The sequence below is a fragment of the Agrobacterium sp. 22-209-1 genome (genome assembly GCF_053522485.1).
Genome location: NZ_JBNWCH010000001.1, coordinates 466,752 through 488,253, shown reverse-complemented (window position 1 = coordinate 488,253; position 21,502 = coordinate 466,752). Strand labels below are relative to the sequence as shown.

The window sequence follows — 21,502 nt, the reverse complement described above, 5'->3', positions numbered from 1 at the left end:
ATCGCTCTCGCAAAGGCACCCGTTCGGCGGTAAAGTCAACCTCATGGGTGCTGGTGAAAGTCTGTTTTCGGGTTTGCTGTCGAAGTCTGCGGCCGTGCCGGCGGCGGCGGGAGACATGTGGCGTGCGGTCTTTCGTATGGTCTATCCGCCAACCTGCGCGGGCTGCACCCGCATGACCGGCGGCGAGGGCGCCTTATGTGCGGATTGCTGGCGGGATGTGGCCTTTATCGATCGTCCTTTTTGCGAGGTTCTGGGCATTCCCTTCGCGCGGGATCACGGAGACGGTTTCGTGAGCGCGCAGGCGATTGCCGAACCGCCGCCTTTTGACCGGCTGCGCGCCGTCGCAAGCCATGAGGGAACCGCCCGCAAACTCGTGCACCGGCTGAAATATCAGGACCGGACCGATCTCGCCCGCCTGATGGCGCTGTGGATGCTAAGGGCAAGCGACGGAACGGTGGATGCCTGCGATTGCATCGTGCCGGTTCCATTGCATCGCAACCGTTTCCTGCGCCGCCGCTTCAATCAATCCGCCGAGCTGGCCCGGCATCTGGCCAGGGTCGCCGGCAAGCCCTTGGCTGCCGGCACGCTGCTGCGTGTGAAGCCGACGGAGCGGCAGGTTGGGCTTTCCGCACTTGCCCGGCGCGACAATGTGCGCGGCGCTTTCTCGCTTGCGCCCGGCCGTGAAGGTGATTTCCATGGCAAGCGCGTGGTGCTGGTGGACGACGTCTATACCACCGGCGCGACGGTGGGTGCGGCAAGCCGCGCCCTGCGCAAGGCCGGTGCCGCGGATGTGACGGTTTTGACCTTTGCAATGGCCATTTCCGGGCCTATATGAAACCTGAATGACGACTTTATCGTGCGTTTTACCGCACGTTTGCGAGGGCTTCGAGAACATGGCACCGGTGACGATCTATACGCGGGATTTTTGTGGTTATTGCGCGCGCGCCAAGGCGCTGCTGGACAGCAAAGGCGTGGATTACGCCGAATATAACGCCACGACGACACCGGAATACCGGCAGGAAATGATCGACAAATCCGGCGGAACGACCTTCCCGCAAATCTTCATCAACGGCCAGCATGTCGGCGGCTGTGACGATCTGCACGCGCTGGAGCGCGCCGGTAAACTGGACGCGCTGCTGGCCGCCTGATCGGCCGCGATTCTCGCGGGTATGGAGGATGTGATGAGTTTCAAGGCTGCCGCCATTCAGATGCGCTCCGGCGTCGATCCGGCAAGAAACGCCGCCGATATGGAACGGCTTGTGCGCGCGGCCGCGGCCGAGGGCGCCGTTTATGTGCAGACCCCGGAAATGACGGGTGCGATTCAGAAGGACAGGCAGGCGCTGCGTGCGCAATTGCGTGATGACGATGGCGATATCATCGTTGCGACGGCCGCCCGTCTCGCCGGTGAGCTCGGCATTCATGTCCATGTCGGCTCGACCGCGATTGCCCGGCCGGATGGGAAGATTGCCAATCGCGGTTTTCTCTTCGCGCCGGATGGTTCGCGCATTTGCAGCTATGACAAAATCCACATGTTCGATGTCGATCTCGACAATGGTGAAAGCTGGCGTGAAAGCGCCGCTTATCACCCCGGCGAAGTCGCGCGTATCGCCGAACTTCCGCTGGGGAAATTCGGCTTCGCAATCTGCTACGACGTCCGTTTCCCGCAGCTTTTTCGCGCTGAAGCGCTGGCCGGTGCAGAAGTTCTGACGATTCCGGCGGCTTTCACCAGGCAGACGGGGGAAGCCCATTGGGAAATCCTATTGCGCGCCCGCGCCATCGAAAATGGCGCTTTCGTCATCGCCGCCGCGCAGGCCGGCGTGCACGAGGACGGGCGGGAGACCTTCGGCCACTCCATCATCATTGACCCATGGGGCAAGGTTCTGGCCATTGCCGGCGGCGCTGGCGAAGAGATCATCTTCGCCGAGATCGATACGTCGATGGTGGCTGCCGCGCGTGGCAAAATTCCCAATCTGCGCAATGCCCGCGAGTTCGGACTGGACACTGTCATTCCCTTGAAACCTGCTGGAGGTGAAGCGGCGTGATCCGTTATGCGCTGGCCTGTGAAAAGGGCCATGAGTTCGAAGGCTGGTTTGCCGGTAGCGACGATTTCGACAATCAGTTGCAGCGCGGTTTCCTGTCCTGCCCGGTCTGCAATTCCGTGCAGGTATCAAAACTACTGATGGCGCCTTCGGTCTCTACCGCCCGCAAGAAAGACGAACGCCAGACGCTCGCCATGGATACGGCCAGAAAAGAGGCGATGGCGAAAATCCGCGAGGCTGTCGCCAATATCCGCGCCAGTACCGAGGATGTCGGCGATAAATTTCCGGAAGAAGCCCGCAAGATCCACTATGGCGAAGCGGATGAGCGCGGCATCATCGGCAATGCCTCTGCGCAGGAAGCCAGGGCCCTGCTGGATGAGGGTATCGAGATCGCGCCGCTGCCGGTCTTGCCTGATGACGTCAACTGAATTTCTTTAGAACGACATCACTCAGATCGCGCCCGGCGTTAGCCTTGCGCCGGTCGTTTCGCCAGCATCATGTAGTTGACGTCCATATCCGGTGAGAGATTCCAGCGATCCTGCAGCACGTTGTAAAAGACGCCGGTGCGGTGGATGATATCCATGCCGCTCGCCACCAGCGGCCGCTCGAGTTCTTCCGGGCGGACCAGCTTTTCATACTGGTGTGTGCCGCGCGGCAGCCAGCGCAGAACGTTTTCGGCGGCGAAGATTGCCAATGCGCGGGCTTTGAGCGTGCGGTTGATGGTGGCCGCGAACATCAGGCCGCCGGGTCGTACCATTTTCGCGCAGGTGGTGACGAAAAGATCGACATTGGCCACATGCTCGACCACCTCCATGTTGAGGATGACGTCGAAGGTTTCGCCGGCTTCCTGCAACTGTTCGGCGGTCATGGCGCGGTAGTCAACGCTTACCCCGCTTTCGCGGGCGTGGGTGGAAGCGATGCCGATATTCTTTTCCGAGGGATCGGCGCCCACCACATCCGCGCCCATGCGCGCAACCGGTTCAGAGAGAAGGCCGCCGCCGCAGCCAATATCCAATATGCGCAGCCCTTCCAGCGGGCGGTGCGCCTTCGGGTCGCGGCCGAAATTGTCGCAGATGCGGTTGCGGATATATTCGAGCCGAACCGGATTGAACTTGTGGAGCGGGCGGAACTTGCCGGTCGGGCTCCACCATTCCGCAGCCATCGCAGAGAAGCGATCCACTTCGCTCTGGTCGACGGTCGTCTGTGCGGTTTCGCTCATGGTTCTGCTCCATATTGCTGTTGCATTGAAGTCGGATGATTGCCCTCCGAAGTCAAGACCGGCCGTCCATTCCGGCGGCGATTTATCGGGCGCTCATTGCCGCAGGTGGAACTGATTGGATGCCTTATTTGTTTCATGCTGCGTTCATGCAGCTGCGCGTATTTTCCGATCGTGGCAGTATGCGGAACGCGTACTCGTCCGTCCAACACGGTTGATGCCGACAAGGGCAAAGCGGGCCTTTGCTTGAGGAGAAAGAAGTGAAGAAAAAACTGTTAGGCGCAATTGCGCTGGTGGCCATGCTCGCCGCGCCGGCACTTGCCGAGGCTGCGACGCGCGGTTTCGCCACCGCGAATGTGAATATGCGCTCCGGCCCGAGCACGGCCTACCCGGCCGTCGTGGTGATCCCGAATGGGGCGCCGCTCACTGTCCACGGCTGCCTTTCCGATACGCCGTGGTGCGATGTCTCGTTTGTGGGCGGTCGCGGCTGGGTAGCCGGGCGTTATATTGCCACGACCTACAGGCAGAACCGGGTCTATGTCGAGCCGCGTTATTATCGCGATCTTGGCGTGCCGGTGATCACCTTCGAGGTCGGCCGTTATTGGGACCGCTATTATCGTGACCGCGACTTTTACCGCGAGCGCGACCGCTGGCGCCGTCCGCCGCCGTCAGGTGGTTACTGGAACGCCACGCCGCCCCGCGCCGACTGGAATCGTCCACGTTCGCGTGACGAGTGGCGTGATAGCCGCCGCGACGACTGGCGTGACGGGCGTCGTGATGAATCGCGCGACAATCGGCGCGATGAACGGCGTGATCCGCGACAAGGCGGGCCGAACGACGGCCGCTGGGAGCGTCGTCATGGGGAATGGAACGAAGGTAATCGCGCACCTGAGCCGCCGCGTGGAGATGCTGGCAGTAGCCAGAACAACGAAGATCGTGATCGCATTCTCCGCCTGAAACGGGATCTTGGGATAGGTCAGTAAGCGTTTTCGGCCATTGTAAAACAACGGGCCTTAAGTGCTGCATCGTCGAACTTCAGTCGACATCCAAAATCATAGGCCCGGCGAGATTTCGTCGGGCCTATTCCATTGAATAGTTGATTGGATTTACTGAAGCGGCGTTATTTTGCAGCGGCAGCCTTGCGGGCGCGAGTCTTGGGTTTTGCAGGGGCTTCCGCATCCGGTCCGGATTCTGCCGCAGCGGCCTTGGGAGCGGCCTTCTTGCGCGTGGCGGGTTTCGTCGCTTCCGATGTCTTCAGCAGCGAAAATTCATGTTTGGCCTGTTCCCAATGGTGCGCATCGCGCCCATGCGGGTGGCCTTCCTTTTCCCAGAGTGTATATGCCCGTTTACTGATCCATTCATGTTCCGAAACCTGCATGCTCGTCTCCCGTTGCTGTTGACAGCGCCTATGAGAAGGCGACATTCCGCTGTGGTCCGGCACACGCTCGACAGGAATCAATGCCGGCATTTCCAGAACCCATTACATGCCATGATTTTCCGGGCGTCAAGCAAACATGCTGCATTGCGAAAACGGATTTCCGGCATTTTCTATCTATTGACGCGGTTTGAGCGAAAGACGTTCCCGCAGGATAAGATCAACATTGCGCGATCGCGCCAAGGCCGCCAAGATGGCGGGATGAATGGGCAGCGGAGGAGACGACCTTGGAACGGAGAGCGGAAGCGGATGCACAGGTCATCATCGAAAAACGGGGAGGGACCGGCATCATTCGCCTCAATCGCCCGAAGGCCATCAACAGCCTGACATTGCCGATGGTGCGCGACCTGTTTCAGGCGCTTCAGCGTTTCGAGGAGGATCCTGATGTTTCCTGCGTGGTACTGACGGGAGAGGGCGACAGGGGGCTTTGCGCCGGTGGCGATGTCCGCATCATTCACGATCTCGGCAAGGCGGGCGACCCGCAGGTGCTTGATTTCTGGCGGGAAGAATTTCCGCTTAATTATCGCATCGCCCGCTTCGCCAAGCCCTATATCGCCCTTATGGACGGTATCGTCATGGGCGGCGGCGTCGGCATTTCAGCCCATGGCAGCCACCGCATCGTTACCGAACGCACAAAACTCGCCATGCCGGAAACCGGAATCGGTTACTTTCCTGACGTCGGCGGCTCCTGGCTACTGCCACGCGCACCGGGCGAATGCGGCACCTGGCTGGGAATGACGGGCAACGCCGTCACCGCCGCCGATGCTATCTATGCCGGTTTTGCCGATTATAGTGTTCCTTCGGACCGTCTCGACGGCCTGGTCCAAGACCTGTCGAAGGCCGCAGATGTGGACAGCATCGAGGCGGCGATCATGGCGCACGCAGTCGAGGCCGATGAAGGCGTTTTATCCATCAATCGGGATATCATCGACGCGACATTCCGTTTCGACACGGTCGAAGAGATTTTCGCCGCCCTTTCGGCGCGTGCGGATGCGTTTTCGCGCGAGACCCTCGAGGTCCTGCAAAAACGCTCGCCCACCAGTCTGAAACTGACCCTGAAGCTGCTGCGTCTCGGCCGCGAAAGCGCGAGCCTCATCGAATGCCTGGAGCGGGAATTCGCCGCCGGCACGGAAATATTGCGCCAGCATGATTTTTACGAGGGCGTGCGCGCGGCGCTGGTCGACAAGGACCGTAATCCCCTCTGGCAGCCGGCGCGGCTGGATGAGGTGCGGGAGGAGGACATTGCGCCTTATTTTGTCGCGCATTCCGGCAATCTGTTTCCCGATCATCGTCTTTAAACCGACGCAAAAGAAATCCGGCTTCTTGACGTATATGAAATGATCGCCTCTGAAATCGATGCTTTTTGGGCTAAATTTCCAGTGAGTGCACCCGGAAAGCATGACTGTTTCTCGCCCCTGTTGCCTTCGCCCGCTATGTTGAGCGTCATTCGAATTGCCGGGGGTATTCATGAAACGTCTTCTCATCATCGGTAGCGCTATTGCTGCTCTCTTGGCAGGTGCGGCGCAGGCGCAATCGCCGACGACCATCCTCAACGCGTCCTATGATATTGCCCGCGAAATTTTTGCGGCTGAGAATGAGGCGTTCATCAAGCAGCATCCGGGCGTAACTGTCGACCAGTCGCATGCCGGCACCTCCAAGCAGGCCCGCGCCATCGTCGAGGGGCTGGAGGCAGACGTTGTCACTTTCAACCAGGTGACCGATGTCGATTTTCTGGTGAAGCAGGGCTTTGTTTCCGCCGACTGGAAGAAGGATTTCCCGAACGATGCGTCGCCGTTCTATTCCTTCCCGTCCTTCCTCGTGCGCGCCGGCAATCCCAAGGGCATAAAGGACTGGGACGACCTTGCCCGCGACGACGTAAAGATCGTTTTCCCCAACCCCAAGACTTCGGGCAACGCCCGTTACACCTATCTCGCCGCCACAGCTTACGCCAAGGAGAAGTTTAATGGCGACGACGCGAAGGTTCAGGCATTCGTCAAGAAAATCTTCGACAATACGCCGGTGTTCGACACCGGAGGCCGCGCCGCCACCACCACCTTCGTTGAGCGTGAAATCGGTGACGTGCTGATCACCTTCGAGGCAGAAACCCGCGGCATCGCCAAGCAATATGGTGCAGACAAGGTGGAAGGCGTCGTGCCCTCCGTGAGCCTGCTGGCCGAATTCCCGGTGGCCGTGGTGGACAAGGTGGTCGACAAGCGCGGCTCGCGTGATCTGGCGAAAAACTATCTCGATTTCCTCTATACCGAGGAAGGTCAGCGCATCGCCGCCGAATTTGGCCACCGCGTCCACAATGAAAAGGTTGTCGGCGAATTCAAGGACAAGTTCCCGGCCGTTCGCCTTGTCAACGTCGATGATGTCTTCGGCGGTTGGGACAAAATCCAGAAAGAGCATTTTGCATCCGGTGCGGCGCTTGATACGCTTTATGGCAGCCGTTAATCACAGCGATACACAACAGGTAAAAGACCCGGCGGGAAACTGCCGGGTCGCTTTTTGATGAATTGGGGGCGGGGTTTGAAGCGGAATGTTCTGCCGGGGCTGAAATTATCCCTTGGCGTCACCCTGACTTATGTCGCCATCATCGTGCTCCTGCCGCTCTCGGCGTTGGTGTTCAAGGCGGCAAGCCTCGGCCCTGCCGAATATTGGTCGATCATCTCTTCACCGCGCGCGGTCGCAAGTTATCGTGTTACCGTGCTTAGTGCCTTGGCCGCCACGCTCTTCAACGTCGTTTTCGGGCTGGCGCTCGCCTGGGTGTTGACGCGTTACCGTTTCCCCGGCTGGCGCATTGTCGACGCAATCGTCGATCTGCCGTTCGCACTTCCCACCGCCGTTGCCGGCATTGCGCTGACGACACTGTTCGCAGGCAATGGCTGGTTCGGCTCGGTACTTGCGCAATTCGGCGTCAAGGTGGCCTACACGCCGCTGGGCATCATGGTGGCGATGGCCTTTACCAGCCTTCCCTTCATCGTGCGCACCGTGCAGCCGGTGCTCGAAGACCTCGATCCGGCGCTTGAGGAGGCGGCGCAGTCGCTCGGTGGTTCCGATTTTGAAATCTTCCGCAAGATCATCCTGCCGCTGTTGACGCCGGCATTGCTGGCCGGCCTGTCGCTGTCCTTCGCCCGCAGCCTCGGCGAATTCGGGGCGATCATCTTCATCGCCGGCAATCAGCCGTTCTCGACGGAAATCACGGCGCTGCTGATCTTCATCCGGTTGGAGGAATATGATTATCAGGCTGCCGCCGCCATCGCTTCCGTACTGCTCATCACCGCCTTCGTGATGCTGGCGGTGACCAATTATCTGCAGGCGCGCGCGCTTCGTTATACGGTGAGGGGCTGAGAGATGAGCGCCGTTTCTTCACATCGCAAGCCGCCGCGTGTCGGTGACGCGCCTCTCGTTCGCCGCAGCCTGATCGGTTTCGTGCTGGTCATCGGCGCGCTGCTGGTCGTGGCGCCGCTTATCGTCATCGGCATCGAAGCCTTTTCGCAGGGCTGGAAGGCCTATTCGGCCACCATCACCCATCCCGATACCCGCCACGCCATCATGCTGACGGTGCTAACGGCGCTGATCGCAGTGCCCGTCAACACGGCCTTCGGGGTTGCGGCCGCATGGTCGATCACTAAGTTCGATTTCCCGGGTCGACGCTTCCTGCTGGTGTTGATCGAAATACCCTTCTCCATCTCGCCGATTGTCGCCGGTGTCGCCTATCTTTTCGTCTACGGCCTGCAGGGGCTTTTCGGTCCGTTTCTCGATGCGCATGACATCAAGATACTGTTTGCGCTGCCCGGCATCGTCATCGCCTCGATGTTCGTCACGGCCCCTTTCGTGGCGCGGGAACTCATCCCGCTGATGCAGGCCCAGGGCCGCGATCTGGAAGAGGCGGCAACCTCGCTTGGCGCATCCGGCTGGCGCACTTTCTTTTCGGTTACCTTGCCGAATATCAAATGGGCGCTGCTTTATGGCGTCGTGCTGTGCAACGCCCGCGTGATGGGCGAGTTCGGCGCGGTATCGGTCGTATCGGGCAATATTCGCGGTCAGACCAATACGCTGCCGCTGCATATCGAGCTGCTCTATCACGATTATCAAGCCGCCGGCGCTTTTGCCTCGGCCTCCATCCTCGCCTTGCTTGCAGTAGTCACGATCATCGCCAAGGTGGCGCTGGAACGACGCGGCGCCGGGCGCGGGGCCAAGAAGACCAACGGCGATGCCGCCATCGCCACGGAGACCTGATTCCCATGAAAATCCGCCTCGAAAATGTGGTGAAGACCTTCGATACTTTCCGCGCCGTGCGCGATGTTTCGCTGGATATCGAAAGCGGCGAACTTCTGGCGCTGCTCGGTCCCTCAGGCTCCGGCAAGACCACGATTTTGCGCATGGTCGCCGGTCTCGAATATGGCGATGGCGGCCGAATCTTTTTCGGCGACGAGGACGCCACCAATATTCCGGTGCGTGATCGGGGCGTCGGTTTCGTGTTCCAGCATTACGCGCTCTTCCCGCATATGACCCTGCATCAAAACATCGCTTTCGGCATGAAGGTCTCGAAGGTGAAGCGGGACAAGGTGGCGATCGACGCCCGCGTCGAGGAGCTTTTGCGGCTGGTGAAGCTCGATGGCCTGGGGGACCGTTTCCCGGCGCAGATTTCCGGCGGGCAGCGGCAGCGTGTGGCGCTGGCGCGTGCGCTTTCGGTCGATCCGAAGGTGCTTCTTCTCGATGAGCCTTTCGGGGCGCTGGACGCCAATGTGCGACGGGATCTTCGCCGCTGGCTGCGCGAAATTCACGATGCGCTGGGCATCACCACGATTTTCGTGACGCATGACCAGGAAGAGGCACTCGATCTCGCCGACCGTGTCGTCATTCTCAATCAGGGCGAGATCGTGCAGCAGGGTACGCCGAAAGAGGTCTGCCGCCAGCCGAACAGCGCCTTCGTCATGCGCTTTCTGGGCGATGCCAACCGGGTCTCCGGCGTGGCGCGCGGCGGTAAGGTCTATGTCGGCGATAACGAGCTGCCTTTCTCCTATGCCCAAGGCGACGGCGCGGTGGACATCTATGCTCGCCCCGGCGATCTCGAATGGGAAGATTTGCATGATGGCATTCCGGCCTCTGTGGCGCGGGTTCTCGACCGCGCGGGCGAGCGTCGGGTGATCGCCAGCACCGATGGCGGCGACCTTCTCGAGTTCGACGTGCCGCCGGAAAACGATGTCGCCGCCGGAGACCGCGGTTCCGTCATCATCCGCCGGGCGAAGATTTTCCCGGCGGCGTGAGCCGCGATCAACCCAGAAGCTCGAAGGCGCTTTCCGCCACAAGCTTGCCGTTGATCGTCAGGTCGACCCTGTGGATGCCCGGATAGTGTTTGCGGGTCGTGAAATCGCGTATGGCGCGGCTGATCGACAACGCGCACGTCTCGTCAGGCTGAAGCTCGATTTCTTTCCACTTGAAGACTTTCGCCGAGGCGTCGCCGCTCTTCTTCACGTAATGCACGGCGTAGTCGATCACCAGTTTCTGCGGGCGTTTCGCCGTTGAGGTGAAAGAGGCTGAAATCCGCACCGGATTGCCGAGCGCAACCTTGTCCGGCGTAACCTGAAATGCCGCAAGGGAAATTTCCGCTTCCTCATGCGCGCCGAGATGGGCAAGGGCGGCGGCGTCGCCCTTCTTGATCAAGGTGCGCAGGGCCTGCCGTGTAATCCAGCGCGTATGCGGATTGTCCTTCGGCCATGCATCGATGAGCGCCAGCACGAAAGCGGGATTGTCCTTGGTGATGTCGTTCAGATGATTGGCGACGGATTTGCGCACATAAAGCGCCTCGTCGGCTTTCATGGCCTCAAGGATCGCGGTGACCGGCGAAGGATCGTCGATGAGAGGCTTGAGCTGGAACGACCATGGCAGGCGCGGCCGGCAGCCCTCGCTCGCCAGCCGCCGCACATGTTCGTTCTCGTGCCGTGACCACGTTTCCATCACGGCAAGGGTGGCGCCTAAGTCCTTCTGCAGAAAATGACGGATAGCGAATTCCGAGGAGCCGAAGCGGGTGAAATAATGCAGCGCTTCCATGGAAAGATCAAAATCATCGAGACCGTAGAGCGCCACATATTCCGGTAACGAAATGGACGCGAAGCCATTGCCGATGCCGGGGGCTGCGGCGGTCAGGATTTCGATGTTGCGGGCATAGTCGCCGGGAAGCGTGGCGTGCAGGCTCGTCGCCACTTGCCGCATGCGTTGCATGATGCCAAGCGCTTCAAGGTTTTCGGTGGCGAGCGCCATGAAGGCGGAAACGTCGAAGGGCGGATGAACCGCCTTGGTCTGATCGGCGATATGCCGCAGTTTTTCGCGGTTGAAGATTTCCTTCAATGCCGGTGCCGCCGTGTCGTTCATAATGCCCCCAAAGTTCACTTTTTGTTCTTTTAGGGGATGGTGAAGTGTGAGGCAAGATAAGGCTGAGCGATTTTCAGGCAGACTGCGTGGTTGCAGCTCGCTTCTTCTCCCCGTCCGGGAAGAAGGGCGCGGCAGCGGGATAAGAGGGCAAGGGTAGCGATAAGTCGCGATCTTGCCCCCTCATCCGACCCTTCGGGCCACCTTCTCCCCGGCGGGGAGAAGAAATTTTGGAACACTCAGCTCATCTGGCTGACGAATTTGGTCTCCAGATAGGCCTGAACCGCCTCCGAGCCGCCTTCCGTGCCGTAACCGGAATCCTTGATGCCGCCGAAGGGGACTTCCGGAAGCGCAAGGCCGTTATGGTTGATGGTCAGCATGCCGGCCTCAACCTGCTGGCCGAGCGCATGTGCGGTCTTGACCGAGCCGGTAAATGCATAGGATGCAAGACCGAAGGGCAGGCGGTTCGCCTCAGTGATGGCGTCATCGAAGCTCGAGAAGCGATTGATGATGGCAACCGGGCCGAAGGGTTCGTCATTCATGATTTTGGCGGTGGTCGGCACATTGGCGAGAACCGTCGGCTCGAAGAAATTGCCCTTGTTGCCGATGCGGCGACCGCCGGTCTTCAATTCGCCGCCATGGGAAACGGCGTCGTTGATGAGGCCTTCCAGTGCCGGAATGCGGCGCTCATTGGCAAGCGGGCCCATGATGACGCCATCTTCGAGACCATTGCCGACCTTGATGGCCTTTGTCGCTTCCACGAAACCCTCAAGGAATCGGTCCGCCACGCCATCCTGAACGAGGAAGCGGGTGGGGGCGACGCAAACCTGGCCGGCATTGCGGAATTTCGCAAGTGAGGTGACCTCTATCGCCTTGTCGATATCGGCATCATCAAAGATCATGACGGGCGCATGGCCGCCAAGCTCCATCGTGGCGCGCTTCATGTGCTTGCCTGCCAGCGCCGCCAGATGTTTGCCGACGGGGGTGGAGCCCGTGAAGGAAATCTTGCGGATGACCGGATGCGGGATCAGATATTCCGAAATTTCAGAGGGAACGCCGTAAACGAGGCCGATGACGCCAGCCGGGACACCCGCATCCACGAAAGCGCGGATGAGTTCGGCCGGCGATGCCGGTGTTTCCTCCGGTGCCTTGACGATGATGGAGCAGCCGGTGGCAAGTGCTGCGGACAGCTTGCGGACGATCTGGTTGATCGGGAAGTTCCAAGGCGTGAATGCCGCCACAGGGCCGACCGGCAACTTGATGGCAAGCTGCGAAACGCCGGTCGCACGCGCGGGAATGACCTGGCCATAGGTGCGGCGGGCTTCTTCCGCGAACCAGTCGATGGTATCGGCGGCGCCCATGATTTCGGTGGCGGATTGCGCCAGCGGCTTACCCTGCTCGCGGGTCATGATGTAGGCGATTTTGTCCTTGCGCTCGCGCAGAATGTCTGCCGCCTTGCGCATGATCTTCGAACGCTCGTAGGGGGAGGTGTCGCGCCATAGCTTGAAACCGCGCTCGGCAGCGGCCAGCGCCAGATCGAGGTCTTCCTTCTCGGCATGGGCAATCGCGCCGATGATCTCGTCGGTTGCCGGATCGGACACGGCGATCGTCTTTCCGGAAACGGCGTCTCGCCATTCGCCATCAATGAGAAGTTTGATGTCGGGATAGGTGTGCATTGGGGCTACCTTCATGATGCGGACGATACGGCGGATGCCGTCCGGCCCAGAGACGTGAACAGAATTTTCCTGGCCGGACGATATCCGGCATCGCGGCTTTCGCTGCGCGGAATATGTGTCTGAATATTTCCGACGGGGCTCGTGGAATTGCCGGAAACGACAGCCTTTATATTAAGGTCCGGGCGACGTGTTTCAACCGTGCACACCGGCAATCGGCACGATTTTTCCGCGGCGGAGAATCTGTCATCCCTCTTTCACCCCGGCGCGCAGACGGGGCGCCGCGTATCCGGCTGCCTCAGACGAATCAGATGAGGTGCGCGGTGAAGGAAAGGTTCTCGACACAATTCGGCCTTTGCCCAACCGGGTGAATTATCGGGAGGGTCTCCGCAGTCTGCCACTTGCGTCATATCGGGGCGTGTGGCCCGAAAAATTACAATAAGGCGAAAAAATTATCCAAAGGGTTTACTCAAAACCTAGAGAAAATACGGATAAAATCTCAGTGAGGATATAACACTGATTCCTGATATATATTACTGGCACCGGTTCACTTGAACTTCAAAGGTTGGCGAAAACCCTCGACCTGAACGTTATCGATGGAGAAAAAGCATGAGTTTCGCCCGGGTACTTCTCAGTGCGTTCTTGTCGCTCGCGTGGCTTTCCTGCGCCGAAGCCGGCGAAATTGCCAAACCGCAAGGAAAACCGATATTAACCATATCCGGAAACATCACCAATACGAATGCCGAAGGCGCTGCGGTGTTTGATCGTGACATGCTGGAAGCGCTTGGCATGGACACAGTGGAAACAATGACACCCTGGCATGATGGCCGGGTCCGTTTCGATGGTGTTTCGCTGGCAAAATTGATGGATCTCGTCGGCGCAAAGGGCACCAGCGTCACGGCAGTCGCTCTCAACGACTATGTCAGCACGATACCTATTGAAGATTTTAAGAAATTTAACGTTATCCTAGCGATCAAGCTGGATGGCAATTACATGACAGTTCGCGAAAAAGGCCCGTTGTTCGTCATCTATCCCTATGACAGCGATCCGGAGCTGCAGAAGCAGACATACTACTCGCGATCAGCATGGCAAGTTGCCAAACTGATTGTGGAATAAAGGTGCCGTTTGCGAAAACTTGTGGCGGTGATCATCTGTTGCTTCGTCCTGGCAACGGGCTATATCGCTTTCGTCATTGCCGAGCGGCAGACTGCTCTGCAGAAATTCGCCCGCTACAACGATTCCTGGGCCGTCAGCCAGACGGTTGCAGAATATCTGCGTCTCCAGAACAAGCTGGCCGTATTCGCCCTTGACCCCGGCAAGATTGATCGGGACGAACTGCAGTTGCGTCTGGATATTATGCTGAGCCGTCTGGAGCTTCTGAAACAGGGAAATCTGGGCGCCTTCATCAATGAGAAACAGCAGTGGCGGGATCTCGTAACCCATCTTGATGCGGTTCTGGTCCATCTTGAGCAGCGGATGAGCGATCTCAATCCGACCGAGGTTCCGGATATTCTTTCCACGATGAGCGCGCTCGACGCGCCGATGACGACGCTCGCCTCGTCTTCCGTCGCTTTTGACGTCAACCTTATCGACACCGCCCATGAGGATGTGCGCAAGCTGCATATCGTTTATACGGCGCTGGCCGGCGGCCTTATACTGTGTGGTATCGCGCTTGTCATATTGCTGCTCCGCCAGAACGATCTCCTGAACCGGGCGCAGAAAAGCATGCGTGGTCTGACGGACGATCTGCGTGCCGCCACGCTGGAATTGCAGGCCAAGAATGTCCGGCTCGAACATGACGCCTATCACGACGCGCTGACGGGACTGCCGAACCGCGCGCTTTTCCGGCGGGAGTTGATCGAGAGATTGCGTCGATCCTTCGGCGGGACTGGAACGACAGCCATCCTTCTGCTCGATCTGGACGGGTTCAAGGACGTCAACGATACGCTCGGCCATGACGCTGGCGATGCCCTGCTTCAGGCCGTGGCGCAGCGCCTGTCCGGCATCGGAGGCGATTATGATATGGTCTGCCGTCTGGGCGGTGACGAATTCGCCGTCGTCTCCGACGATCTGAACGAGGATTCCGCCCGCCGCATCGCCAACAGGCTTATCGACCAGATCAGCCGCACCTACCAGCTTGGCGAGCAGGAGGTCAAAATCGGCACCTGCATCGGCATCGCCATATCGCACGGCGCCGTCGACGCGGATGAATTGTTCAAGCGCGCGGATCTGGCGCTTTATGAGGCGAAAGCCATCGGCCCCGGCCGGGCGAGTGTCTTCAAGGTCCGCATGCAGAAGCAGCTGACCGAGAAAAAGTCCTTCGAGGCTGACTTGCAGACCGCTCTGCAGAACGACGAGATGGAAGTCTATTACCAGCCGCAGGTGGCGACGCAGACACGCAAGCTTTGCGGCTTCGAGGCGCTGCTGCGATGGAAACACCCGGTGCGGGGCGATGTGCCGCCCAGCGTGTTCATTCCCGTTGCGGAAAGAACCGGCCTCATCCATTCGCTCGGAAAATGGGTGATGGAAACCGCCTGCCGCGAGGCGATGGGCTGGGACGAGGACATGAAAGTGGCGGTCAATCTGTCGCCAGTCCAGTTCCACAGCACCAGCCTCATCCAGAACGTCATGGGCGCGCTTGAGAAAAGCGGGCTGGAACCCAGCCGGCTCGAACTTGAAATCACCGAATCGATCCTGCTCAACAAGAGCGACCAGACGATCAACACGCTTTCACGGCTGAAAGCCGTCGGCATCCAGATCGCCATGGATGATTTCGGGACAGGTTATTCATCGCTCGCCAATCTGCGCGGCGTGCCTTTCGACAAGATCAAGATCGACCGCTCGTTCCTGCGCGATATCACCAGCGACCGCGACGCGCTGGCGATCGTGGAATTCGTGGTCGGCGTCGGCCGCAGTCTGCGGATGACGACGATTGCGGAAGGTATCGAGACGGAAGAGCAATATGAATGTGTCAGGCGTCTGGGTTGCGATCAGGTTCAGGGATATCTGATCAGCAGACCGTTGCCGGCCAAGGAGCTTGTGGCCTGGAGTTCCGTCTGAGGTGCGCCTGTTTTGGCGGCGACCGCATCTTGCATTTTTTACCACGTCATAGTGTTGCTTGCGAAAACCGATACCGGTTGCCGCAACGATGCTGTAGAGCATTCCCGGTCGATATGGGATCATTGCGGCAAAGCGGCCGAGTTTTGCGAAAAGGCTTGAGACATGGAAATACTGGACGTGCATGGAATTGCCCTTCCTCTCTCTTCCGATGAGGTGTCGCCGGTCATCTGGCAGGCGCTGACCGACGGCAGCTATGAGGCGAAAGAGGCCCGCAGCGTCCTGAAAGCCATCAAGCCCGGTGATCGGGTGCTGGAGCTCGGCTCCGGTATTGGCATCATCACCTCGATCATTGCCGGCATCGAGGATGTTTCCGTCTGGGCCTTCGAGGCCAACCCCTCCACCGCGGCGCTGGCAGAGCGGGTGATCAAGGCCAATTGCCGCGGCAATGTCGTGTTTTCGCAGGGGCTTCTCACCGCCGATGAGCCTAGCTCCTATCCTTTTTACGTCCGCAGGGATCTCTGGATGTCGTCCATGGACGAAAATCAGGGTCCCTATGAAAAGCGCATCGAAATTTCCTCCGCCAATATCGACGAATTTATCGCCAGCCGGGGCATCACCGCGCTCGTTATGGATATCGAGGGTGCGGAACGCGATCTGCTCGGCAGGGCCGACCTCTCCGGTGTGGAGCGGATATTCGTGGAACTGCACGACCATCTTTACGGTCTTGCCGGAGTTCGCGATATCATGCAGGCGCTGACCGCGAAGGGATATGCCTATGATCCCCGGGGCTCACGTGGGCCCTGCGTCCTGTTCTCCAAGGACGAAAGCCCGAGGGAATACGATCCCGAGGTGGACTGAGGCCGCGCCGAATTCACGGAACCGTCCGCCTGTCCTCTCCGTTCTCACATTTGCATGAGGGCGCGGAGCGGGTCGATGCGCGTATCGTAATCGGTACGCCACGATAATTTCATAAACAGCAATTCATTCCCAATTATTGTTGCAATTGTAGCAACCGTTATCCTGCGTCATCATCCCTCCATCAAACCGGCGCACAAAAGGATGCACCGGAGATGCCAACGCAACCGAAGGAGTAACGATCATGGGCTTTGTTAAGACGACAGACGGAACCGAAATCTTCTACAAGGACTGGGGCCCGAAGGACGCCCAGCCGATCATGTTCCACCATGGCTGGCCGCTCAGTTCAGATGACTGGGATGCGCAGATGCTGTTTTTCCTCTCCAAGGGTTTTCGCGTCGTCGCCCATGACCGCCGTGGCCATGGCCGTTCCGCCCAGGTTGCTGACGGTCATGACATGGACCACTATGCCGCCGACGCCTTTGCCGTCGTGGAGGCGCTCGATCTGAAGAACGCCGTCCATATCGGCCATTCCACCGGCGGCGGCGAAGTGGCCCGTTATGTCGCAAAACATGGCGAACCCGCCGGCCGCGTCGCCAAGGCGGTTCTCGTTTCCGCCGTGCCGCCGCTGATGCTCAAGACCGAGGCCAATCCGGAAGGCCTGCCGATGGAAGTGTTTGACGGCTTCCGCTCTGCGCTTGCCGCAAACCGCGCCCAGTTCTTCCGTGACGTACCGGCCGGCCCGTTCTATGGCTTCAACCGCGATGGCGCGACCGTGCATGAAGGTGTTATCCAGAACTGGTGGCGTCAGGGCATGATGGGCGGCGCGAAGGCCCATTATGACGGGATCAAGGCCTTTTCGGAAACCGACCAGACCGAAGACCTGAAGAATATCAGCGTTCCGACGCTGGTTCTGCACGGTGAAGACGATCAGATCGTGCCGATCGCCGACTCGGCTCACAAGTCGGTGAAGCTTCTGAAAAACGGCACGCTGAAGACCTATCCCGGCTTCTCGCACGGCATGCTGACCGTCAACGCCGACGTGCTGAATGCCGACCTGCTGGCCTTCATTAAGGGCTGATACTTTTCCGACATCAGAATGCGGCCGATCACTCGGCCGCATTTCTATTTGGGCAAGGTGAGATGGCCCCGCCAGGCGGTGCGATAGGAAGTCAGCTCCGGAATATCCCCCGCCGTGAAATGACGCTCTCGACCGGCAACCGGCTTGATACCGGTGAGCAGCGCAGCACCCGCACTGGTCCCCGTCGAGCCTTCCATGGCAATGACGTCGGTTGTGGCAAAAGCGGCGAGTGCCTTCAAATAGAGCGTGTTTCCGGCGAAGGGTCCTTCGACGACAATCGGCCCCCTTCGCTCGACGAGCGAAAGGCAGAATTCCGTCATCAGGGCGAGATAGAGCGAGGTAGTCGCATGTCGCTCCGCCCCCGTTGCATCGCTATCGGCGATCCAGCGTGCCGCGTTTTCCGGAAAGGGGCCGGAGCCGCTGACGACGCTCGGCAGCAGCATCATTCCTTTTTCGATAACCCCGCCGAGCGCGGCGTCAATCTCGTCGATTGTCGCTGCTCCGAATTGCTGCGCCAGCATCTCATATTCCCTGCCACCCATGAAGCGGGAGGAAGGAACGGGTCGCCCGAGGGCATCGACATTCAAAAGCGTATCGCGGCTGGGATCCAGCGCATCCGCCTTCCCGCCAATGGCGAAATTCACCACCCAGGTGCCGGTTGAGACGACGGAAAAATCGCCGTCGCGGCGAAGTAGATGCGGCAGGAGCGACGCGTTGGAATCGTGGATGCCGCAATAGACCGGCATATCAGGTGACAGCCCGGTTTCCTGCGCCAGCGATGGGGCGATCGTGCCCAGCACATCGAAAGCGGAGCGGACAGGCGCCATCAAATGCTCGATGCCGAGACGCTCGACCAGCGATGAAAAGCTCTTCAAGCGTGGGTTCCATAGGTCCGTGTGACAACCAAGCGAGGTGGTTTCGGTTGCCTGAATGCCCGTCAGTCGCCCTGCCCAATATTGCGGGTAAGTAACGATGTCGCGCACCCTGGCGAACTTGTCCGGAAAGGTGGTTTTCTGGAAATGGATTTGTGCGCCGAGGTTCAGTCCCGCAGGAAGCTGCGGCGAGCCAGTCTCTATGAAATCGGGCCTGATCTCGCGATAGGCCTCCTGAACGGGTTCGGGGTAGACATGCTCGTAATCGAGCACTGGCATGGCGAGGTCGCCGTTTCCATCGAGAAGTGCTGCTGAAGCGCCATGGGTGGTGATGGAAATCGCGTCGAAACCCGGCTCGCGGCCAAACCGCTGAAGAGCGGAAAGAATGAAGTGCCAGAGCATCTCCACATCGTAATGCGGGTAGGGGCCATCGCGAAGAACGGGGTTCGTCCGCTTCTCGCCGGCAATTTCCTCGCCGCTGCCGGTGTCGATGACAACCACCTTGGCATTGGTCTTGCCGATATCGATGACCGCGACACGGCCCGGTTTGGTGCTGTCGCTCATGGCAGATGGAACACCGTCACCAGGTCTATTGCAACGGGCGAATTGTCGGGATTGCTCTCCATGATATCAGCCATATGCGCCCACCATTTCTTCATGACGGGGTGGTCGGGCAAGGCCGCCATGCCGTGGTTTTTCGGCCGCGTCAGCACGCCGAACAGAATGTTGGTTTCCGGGTCGAGATGGATGGAGTAGTCGCGGACCCCCGCCTCGTGCAGCAGCGCCACCAGCTCCGGCCATATCTCGTCATGGCGCTTTTTGTATTCGGCTTCCTTACCGGCGAAGAGTTTCATCTTGAAGGCGTGTTTTTCGAGTTCCGGCATGGTTCAGCCTCTCATGGCACGAAGGCGACGGACGACGATGGGGATGGCGATGGTGATGATGAGCAGCAGGCCGACGAAGATCGACATGACGATGCCGGGCACGTTCAGAAGCCCCAGCCCGAAAGTGACGAGGCCCATGACGAAGGCGGCGATGACGACGCCCGCAATGGTGCCGGAACCGCCGAGAATGGAAACGCCACCGAGCACCACCATGGTCACCACCTCAAGCTCCCACCCTTGAGCGATTGACGGGCGCGTGGAACCGAGCCGCGAGGTGAGGCAGACGGCGGCGATGCCGCTCATCAGGCCGGTGAGCAGGAAGAGGATGAACTTCACGCGCTCGACGGGAATACCGGAAAAGCGCGCGGCGAAGGGATTGGTGCCGATGACATAGACCTGCCGGCCGAAATTGGTGGCGTGCAGCAGAATGGCGAAGAGGATGGCCATGACGATGAACAGTACGAATTCGAAGGAGATCACCCAGAACACGTAGCCCTGACCGAAATAGGCGAAATCCGCCGGATATTTGCCATAGGCCTGATCCCCCAGCACCATATAGGAAATGCCGCGAAACAGGCTCATGGTGCCGATGGTGACGACGATGGAGGGCAGCTTGAGCCCGGCGACCAGAAAGCCGTTGAAAGCCCCGCACAATAGCCCGGTGCCGATGCCGATGGCGACGAGGCCTGATGTGCCGACCCCCATCTGCACCGCCGCACCCATGGCGGTGGAGGCAAGCGCGATGATGGCGGCGACTGACAGGTCGATTTCACCGGCGATGATCAGAAGCGCCATGGCAAAGGCGATGATCGCCTTTTCAGTGAAGTTGAAGGTCGCGTCGGAGAGATTCCAGGCGTTGAGGAAATAGGGCGAGGCGAGCGAATTGGCGATGAAGATGAGGATCGCGACACCGAGCAGCAACACTTCCCAGCTGGCCATGATGCGGCTGAGCGGCGTGCCGAGTTTGTCGGGAATGACGCGCGGTGCCTGTGACGGTTGGGAATTCGTGCTCATGCGGATGCTTCCTTGCCATGGTCTGCTGCGGCCCGGTCGCGCAGGATGATACGGCCTTTTCTAGCTTCAGCGCGGGCATTGAAGACGACGGCGAGCACGATGACCACGCCTGATATGGCCATTTGCGCGAAGGGTGAAATGCCGATGACGGGCAGCGCGTTCTTGATGACGCCGAGGAACAGCGCGCCGAGCACAGCACCTGCCACCGAGCCGATGCCGCCCGCAATCGAGATGCCGCCGATGACGTTGGCTGCCACGCTGTCCAGCTCGAAGCCGGCGGCGATATCCACATAAGCGACGGCGTAGCGCGACACCCAGAGATAGCTGGCAAGACCGGCAAGCGCCCCCGACAGGACGAAGGCGAAGAAGCGGGTGCGGCCGACATCGATGCCCGCATAGACGGCGGCACCCGGATTGCCGCCAGAGGCGTAGGCGGAGCGGCCGAAGGAACTGCGGGTGAGCACCAGCCAGGCCCCGGCGATGATGAGAATGGCCACCCAGGAGAGAACCGGCATGCCGAGGACCATCGTGCGCGGCACATTGAGGAAGCTCGGCGAAAACTGATGCGCATTCACCCAACCGCCGCCCGAGAGCACGAAAGCCATGCCGCGATAGATGGTGAGCGTGCCGAGCGTCACAACAATGGGCGGAATGCCAAGCCACCAGACGAGTATGCCGTTGATGGAACCTAGAAACGCGCCGATGCCGACTGCCATGACAATGAGTAGCGGCAGGGGAATACCCGGAAAGGCGGCATTGGTCATCGCCACCGCCATGCCGGTAAAGGCGAGATTGGCGGCGACTGAGAGGTCTATGGATTTCGTGAGAATGACCGCCATCTGGCCAAGCGCCAGGATGATGAGGATGGACGTATCATTGAAAATATTGACGAGATTGCCGGGCCGGGCGAAGCCGGGCGCGCGCAGGGCAAAGCCGGCAATCATGATGATGATGATACCCGCCAGCAGCCATTCGCGATTTTTGAGTAGACGTTGCAT

The 21,502-nt window shown here is 59.6% G+C and carries 22 protein-coding genes; 14 read left to right on the top strand and 8 right to left on the bottom strand.

The window, feature by feature from the left end:
* Nucleotides 1-43: 43 nt before the first annotated feature.
* The 4 genes from ACQZ48_RS02190 to ACQZ48_RS02175 are packed head-to-tail and all read left to right on the top strand — an operon-like array spanning nucleotide 44 to nucleotide 2,467.
* Nucleotides 44-835: a ComF family protein gene (locus ACQZ48_RS02190; protein WP_077985147.1), complete on the top strand. Its 792-nt coding sequence runs from the start codon at nucleotides 44-46 to the stop codon at nucleotides 833-835.
* A gap of 58 nt (nucleotides 836-893) precedes the next feature.
* A complete protein-coding gene (gene grxC, locus ACQZ48_RS02185) occupies nucleotides 894-1,148 on the top strand; it encodes a glutaredoxin 3 (protein ID WP_191216893.1) in 255 nt (84 codons plus the stop codon).
* A gap of 33 nt (nucleotides 1,149-1,181) precedes the next feature.
* Nucleotides 1,182-2,042, top strand: coding sequence for a carbon-nitrogen hydrolase family protein (locus ACQZ48_RS02180; protein ID WP_191216688.1), 861 nt, complete (start codon nucleotides 1,182-1,184; stop codon nucleotides 2,040-2,042).
* Nucleotides 2,039-2,467: a DUF1178 family protein gene (locus ACQZ48_RS02175; RefSeq protein WP_191216687.1), complete on the top strand. Its 429-nt coding sequence runs from the start codon at nucleotides 2,039-2,041 to the stop codon at nucleotides 2,465-2,467. The genes ACQZ48_RS02180 and ACQZ48_RS02175 overlap by 4 nt, the downstream gene beginning before the upstream one ends.
* 38 nt (nucleotides 2,468-2,505) lie before the next feature.
* Here the strand turns inward: ACQZ48_RS02175 and ubiG are convergent, their stop codons facing one another.
* Entirely contained in the window at nucleotides 2,506-3,258 is a 753-nt protein-coding gene (gene ubiG, locus ACQZ48_RS02170) for a bifunctional 2-polyprenyl-6-hydroxyphenol methylase/3-demethylubiquinol 3-O-methyltransferase UbiG (protein WP_191216686.1), read from the bottom strand.
* Nucleotides 3,259-3,515: 257 nt separating this feature from the next.
* Between ubiG and ACQZ48_RS02165 the strand changes: the two genes are divergently transcribed.
* Nucleotides 3,516-4,238 carry an SH3 domain-containing protein gene (locus ACQZ48_RS02165; RefSeq protein ID WP_321186448.1) on the top strand — a complete coding sequence of 241 codons (723 nt, stop codon included), beginning with the start codon at nucleotides 3,516-3,518 and terminating at the stop codon, nucleotides 4,236-4,238.
* A gap of 137 nt (nucleotides 4,239-4,375) precedes the next feature.
* Here the strand turns inward: ACQZ48_RS02165 and ACQZ48_RS02160 are convergent, their stop codons facing one another.
* Nucleotides 4,376-4,633: a DUF2934 domain-containing protein gene (locus ACQZ48_RS02160; protein ID WP_191216685.1), complete on the bottom strand. Its 258-nt coding sequence runs from the start codon at nucleotides 4,631-4,633 to the stop codon at nucleotides 4,376-4,378.
* Between the two features lie 284 nt (nucleotides 4,634-4,917).
* Between ACQZ48_RS02160 and ACQZ48_RS02155 the strand changes: the two genes are divergently transcribed.
* From ACQZ48_RS02155 to ACQZ48_RS02135, 5 genes are all read left to right on the top strand, one after another.
* Nucleotides 4,918-5,988: an enoyl-CoA hydratase/isomerase family protein gene (locus ACQZ48_RS02155; RefSeq protein WP_191216684.1), complete on the top strand. Its 1,071-nt coding sequence runs from the start codon at nucleotides 4,918-4,920 to the stop codon at nucleotides 5,986-5,988.
* Nucleotides 5,989-6,157: 169 nt separating this feature from the next.
* Nucleotides 6,158-7,144, top strand: coding sequence for a thiosulfate ABC transporter substrate-binding protein CysP (gene cysP / locus ACQZ48_RS02150; protein WP_137411504.1), 987 nt, complete (start codon nucleotides 6,158-6,160; stop codon nucleotides 7,142-7,144).
* A gap of 57 nt (nucleotides 7,145-7,201) precedes the next feature.
* The gene (cysT, locus tag ACQZ48_RS02145) at nucleotides 7,202-8,041 is read left to right on the top strand and encodes a sulfate ABC transporter permease subunit CysT (protein ID WP_077985140.1); all 840 of its coding nucleotides are present in this window, start codon (nucleotides 7,202-7,204) and stop codon (nucleotides 8,039-8,041) included.
* Between the two features lie 3 nt (nucleotides 8,042-8,044).
* Nucleotides 8,045-8,932: a sulfate ABC transporter permease subunit CysW gene (gene cysW / locus ACQZ48_RS02140; protein ID WP_191216683.1), complete on the top strand. Its 888-nt coding sequence runs from the start codon at nucleotides 8,045-8,047 to the stop codon at nucleotides 8,930-8,932.
* 5 nt (nucleotides 8,933-8,937) lie between these two features.
* Nucleotides 8,938-9,963 carry a sulfate/molybdate ABC transporter ATP-binding protein gene (locus ACQZ48_RS02135; protein ID WP_191216682.1) on the top strand — a complete coding sequence of 342 codons (1,026 nt, stop codon included), beginning with the start codon at nucleotides 8,938-8,940 and terminating at the stop codon, nucleotides 9,961-9,963.
* A gap of 7 nt (nucleotides 9,964-9,970) precedes the next feature.
* Here the strand turns inward: ACQZ48_RS02135 and ACQZ48_RS02130 are convergent, their stop codons facing one another.
* A complete protein-coding gene (locus tag ACQZ48_RS02130) occupies nucleotides 9,971-11,068 on the bottom strand; it encodes a DNA alkylation repair protein (RefSeq protein WP_191216681.1) in 1,098 nt (365 codons plus the stop codon).
* 236 nt (nucleotides 11,069-11,304) lie between these two features.
* Nucleotides 11,305-12,741 carry an NAD-dependent succinate-semialdehyde dehydrogenase gene (locus ACQZ48_RS02125; RefSeq protein ID WP_142912017.1) on the bottom strand — a complete coding sequence of 479 codons (1,437 nt, stop codon included), beginning with the start codon at nucleotides 12,739-12,741 and terminating at the stop codon, nucleotides 11,305-11,307.
* 606 nt (nucleotides 12,742-13,347) lie between these two features.
* Here ACQZ48_RS02125 and ACQZ48_RS02120 point away from each other — a divergent pair.
* The 4 genes from ACQZ48_RS02120 to ACQZ48_RS02105 all read left to right on the top strand — a co-directional run bounded on the left by ACQZ48_RS02120 (nucleotide 13,348) and on the right by ACQZ48_RS02105 (nucleotide 17,734).
* Nucleotides 13,348-13,854, top strand: a complete 507-nt coding sequence (locus tag ACQZ48_RS02120; protein ID WP_137411509.1) for a putative pterin-binding protein — start codon at nucleotides 13,348-13,350, stop codon at nucleotides 13,852-13,854.
* 21 nt (nucleotides 13,855-13,875) lie between these two features.
* Nucleotides 13,876-15,798 (top strand): EAL domain-containing protein, encoded by a 1,923-nt coding sequence (locus tag ACQZ48_RS02115; protein ID WP_321186447.1) that lies wholly within the window; start codon nucleotides 13,876-13,878, stop codon nucleotides 15,796-15,798.
* A gap of 162 nt (nucleotides 15,799-15,960) precedes the next feature.
* The gene (locus tag ACQZ48_RS02110; protein ID WP_077985134.1) at nucleotides 15,961-16,656 is read left to right on the top strand and encodes an FkbM family methyltransferase; all 696 of its coding nucleotides are present in this window, start codon (nucleotides 15,961-15,963) and stop codon (nucleotides 16,654-16,656) included.
* A 241-nt stretch (nucleotides 16,657-16,897) separates the two neighbouring features.
* Nucleotides 16,898-17,734: an alpha/beta fold hydrolase gene (locus ACQZ48_RS02105; RefSeq protein ID WP_077985133.1), complete on the top strand. Its 837-nt coding sequence runs from the start codon at nucleotides 16,898-16,900 to the stop codon at nucleotides 17,732-17,734.
* Between the two features lie 44 nt (nucleotides 17,735-17,778).
* On the opposite strand, the gene ACQZ48_RS02100 is transcribed toward ACQZ48_RS02105, so the two are convergent.
* From ACQZ48_RS02100 to ACQZ48_RS02085, 4 genes are read right to left on the bottom strand one after another with little or no spacing between them, the layout of a single operon-like run.
* Nucleotides 17,779-19,170, bottom strand: a complete 1,392-nt coding sequence (locus ACQZ48_RS02100) for an FGGY-family carbohydrate kinase (RefSeq protein ID WP_191216679.1) — start codon at nucleotides 19,168-19,170, stop codon at nucleotides 17,779-17,781.
* The gene (rhaM, locus tag ACQZ48_RS02095; protein ID WP_137411512.1) at nucleotides 19,167-19,490 is read right to left on the bottom strand and encodes an L-rhamnose mutarotase; all 324 of its coding nucleotides are present in this window, start codon (nucleotides 19,488-19,490) and stop codon (nucleotides 19,167-19,169) included. The genes ACQZ48_RS02100 and rhaM overlap by 4 nt, the downstream gene beginning before the upstream one ends.
* A 3-nt stretch (nucleotides 19,491-19,493) precedes the next feature.
* A complete protein-coding gene (locus tag ACQZ48_RS02090) occupies nucleotides 19,494-20,504 on the bottom strand; it encodes an ABC transporter permease (protein WP_077985130.1) in 1,011 nt (336 codons plus the stop codon).
* Nucleotides 20,501-21,502 (bottom strand): ABC transporter permease, encoded by a 1,002-nt coding sequence (locus ACQZ48_RS02085; RefSeq protein WP_137411513.1) that lies wholly within the window; start codon nucleotides 21,500-21,502, stop codon nucleotides 20,501-20,503. Before ACQZ48_RS02085 ends, ACQZ48_RS02090 begins: the two co-directional genes overlap by 4 nt.